Consider the following 3,219-nt stretch of genomic DNA (forward strand, 5'->3'; position numbering starts at 1 on the left):
GCGCCCAGGTCACCTACGCGAACACCCGCACCATCTGGGTGGAGCCGGTCAGCGGCACGTTCGTCAAGGTCCAGGAGCGGCTCGCCGCCACCCTGCTGGCCGGTGCCGTCGCCGGTTGCGCGCCACCACCCGCCCTGTCCGACACCGACGGCCGCGTCCAGGTGGTCACCACCACCGGCATCCTGGCCGACCTGGTCCGCAACGTCGGCGGCGAGCGTGTCCTGGTCGACTCGATCGTGCCGGACAACGCCGACGCCCACGCCTACGAACCGACGCTGCGCGACGTGCGCAACATCGTCTACGCCGACGTGGCCTTCAGCAACTACCTGCTCCTCGAGGCACAAAGCGTGATCAAGACGCTGGACGCCAATCTCCCCGACGGCGTCCGCCAGATCTCGCTCGCGGAAGGCGCCACCAAGTACGCGGCGGAGATCATCCCGCTGGTCGAGGACGTCTCCCTCGACACCATCTGGCTCGGCATGCGCGCCCGAGGGTCAGGGGCCACCAACGGCGTCAACCGTTCCTCCGACGTCCGACTGTCCGCGACCCGCGTCGATGGCCCTGGACGCCTGTCGGCCTATTTGACCGAGTCGTTCGGCAACCCCGACATCGCGTTCGATTCCGGTGACGGATTCGAACCCGCCAACGGGTATCGCGACGACACCATGAGCCTGCCGCCGGACGCGCACACCCACATGAGCTGGGCGTTCACCGAAGCCGGCGTCTACCGGCTCACCCTCCGCGCGGAGCTGGCGGTGTCCGCCGACAGCAGGCCGCTGCCCATGGGCGAGCAGACCTTCACCTTCGCCGTCGGCGTGGACCCCCACACGGTGCCGGGCATGGACGGGGCGCTGGTTCTGCGGGATGGGCACACCGACGTCACCGCCGACATCGACACCGGCGAGCTGTACCTGTACGGCGACGGCCACGGCGGCACCGAGCAGGTACGCCACGATCCGGCCCGTACCGTGATCGAGGTTCCGGCGAAGGCCCTCAAGGAGGTGCCGGCCGGGCCGGGGTTCCGGTTCCTGGGACGGCCGGGCACCGAGATCTACCAGTTGCCGCAGGCGGTGCTGGGCCGGCACGTGCATGGCGAGATCGACCCGCACCTGTGGCAGGACGTCGGCAACGCACAGTCCTACGTCGAGCTCATCCGGGACACGCTCATCGCCGCCGACCCGGCCGGTACCGCCACCTACCGTGCCAACACCGACCGGTACCTGACCACACTGAGCGCGCTCGACGCGTACGTCCAGAAACAGATCGACGCCATCCCGGCGGCGAACCGCCATCTGGTGACGACCCACGACGCCTTCGCCTATCTGGCCAAGGCCTACGGCATCCCGGTCGCCGGGTTCGTCACTCCGAACCCGGCCGTCGAACCGAGCCTCGCCGACCGCCGCCGCCTCACCGAGACCCTGCGCAACCTGCACATCCGCGCCGTCTTCCTCGAACCGAACCTCCGCGCCCGCTCGTCCACCCTAGTCGAGGTCGCCAAGCAGCAGAACGTCAAGGTCTGCGACATCTACGGCGACGCCTTCGACGACCGGGTCACCGACTACACGTCGATGATGCGATTCAACGCCGATTCCCTCCGCTCCTGCCTCTCCTGAACCATCCGAGGACCAACCTTGATCAAGTCCCTGCTCGCCCTGCTGCTCGCGACGGCTCCCAGCCCCACCCCCGGCCTCGACCAGTCACTCGACCCCGGCCAGGCCCAGGCCACCGGCCGGGCCGTGCTGGACACCGGCCACGTCGACATCGGCCCCCGCCTGCGTGACGGCAAGTGGACGATCCAGATCCACGACGACCACGCCGTCCCGTCGGTGTGGCGCGAACCGGCCGACACCGTCCTGCGCGTGCGGGACACCGCTCGCCAGACCATTCCCGACGACCCCGCCTACGCCTTCCTCGGCGAACAACCCGGTACCGAGGTCCACGTCGTGCCGCAGACCGAGAAGCCGGGCGTCGTCTGGATCGGCTGGAACACCCAGGACCCCGGCGTGATCGGCGCGATCAGCCGCGGCGTCACCATGACCCTGCGCGGCGTGCAGGGCCCCGGCACCGTCACCGTCTTCCTCCAATCGGGCAACCTCGGCGCCCCGCAGGTGCTGTGGAGCAGCACGAAACCGCTGCCGCAGCCGATGTGGGTCGAGACCAACACCCACACCCACGCCAACTGGGTCTTCGGCAAGCCCGGCAACTACCAGCTCGCCGTCGACATCAGCGCCGACCGCGCCGACGGCACCACCGCCACGGCGAGCACCGCGCTGCGCCTGGCGGTCGGTGACGCCACCGAGCCGGACTTCGACACCGCGTTCACGGCTGCTCTGGCGGCCGGTTCCGCGTCGGCCGCTGCCGAAACCACCGAAGATCAAGATTCCTCATCCGGTACGTGGCAGAAGCCCGCCCTGATCGGCGCCGGCGTCCTCGCCCTGCTGATCATCGCAGCGCTCGTCGCCCGGCAGTCGGCCGTACGCCGCCGCGCCGAACGCGAACGCGAGACCACCCGATGACCCCGCACTGGAGATGACCGGTGTCGCCGCCGATCTCGGCGGGCGGCCGGTGCTGCGCGACGTCGACGTGCACATCGGCGCCGGCGAGTTCACCGCGCTGCTCGGCCCCAACGGCGCCGGCAAGACCACCCTGATGCGGGCCGCGCTCGGACTGATCCCGCTACGCGCCGGCACGGTCAGCACCGGCAGCGCCGGATACGTGCCGCAGCGCCACGAGTTCACCTGGGACTTTCCCGCCTCGGTGCAGGACGCTGTGCTCAGCGGCCTGGTCCGCCGGATCGGCCTGTTCCGCCGCCCGGCCGTCGCCCACTGGCGGGCCGTCTGGGAAGCCCTCGACCGGGTGCGGCTGTCCGACCTGCGTAAACGGCCGGTCGGGGAGCTGTCCGGCGGGCAGCGGCAGCGGGTGCTGGTGGCCCGCGCGCTGGTGCTGCAGCCGTCGGTGCTGCTGCTCGACGAACCGTTCACCGGCCTCGACATGCCCGCCCAGGAGACACTGACCGACCTGTTCGCCGACATCGCCCGGGACCGGGCCGTGCTGATGGCCACCCACGATCTGACCGCGGCGGCGTACACCTGTGATCGTCTGATCCTTTTGAATCGCACCGTGATCGCCTCCGGCCCGCCCGCGGACCTCAAGGACCCGGAGGTCTGGATGCGGACCTTCGACGTCGGGCCCGGCTCCCACCTTCTCAAAGCCCTCGAC

3 protein-coding genes are annotated in these 3,219 nt (G+C 70.3%); all 3 read left to right on the plus strand.

Annotation, left to right across the window (positions count from 1 at the left end; genetic code table 11):
* Nucleotides 1-92: 92 nt before the first annotated feature.
* Nucleotides 93-1,613, plus strand: a complete 1,521-nt coding sequence (locus AB0I88_RS41125; RefSeq protein WP_361037715.1) for an anchored repeat ABC transporter, substrate-binding protein — start codon at nt 93-95, stop codon at nt 1,611-1,613.
* A gap of 18 nt (nt 1,614-1,631) precedes the next feature.
* The gene (locus AB0I88_RS41130) at nt 1,632-2,516 is read left to right on the plus strand and encodes a choice-of-anchor M domain-containing protein (RefSeq protein WP_361037710.1); all 885 of its coding nucleotides are present in this window, start codon (nt 1,632-1,634) and stop codon (nt 2,514-2,516) included.
* A 13-nt stretch (nt 2,517-2,529) separates the two neighbouring features.
* Nucleotides 2,530-3,219, plus strand: a 690-nt coding sequence (locus AB0I88_RS41135; protein WP_361037712.1) for an anchored repeat-type ABC transporter ATP-binding subunit, incomplete at its 3' end; no start/stop codon positions are given.

Source organism: Actinoplanes sp. NPDC049802, from assembly GCF_040656595.1.
In the GTDB taxonomy this organism is placed as follows: Bacteria; Actinomycetota; Actinomycetes; order Mycobacteriales; family Micromonosporaceae; genus Actinoplanes.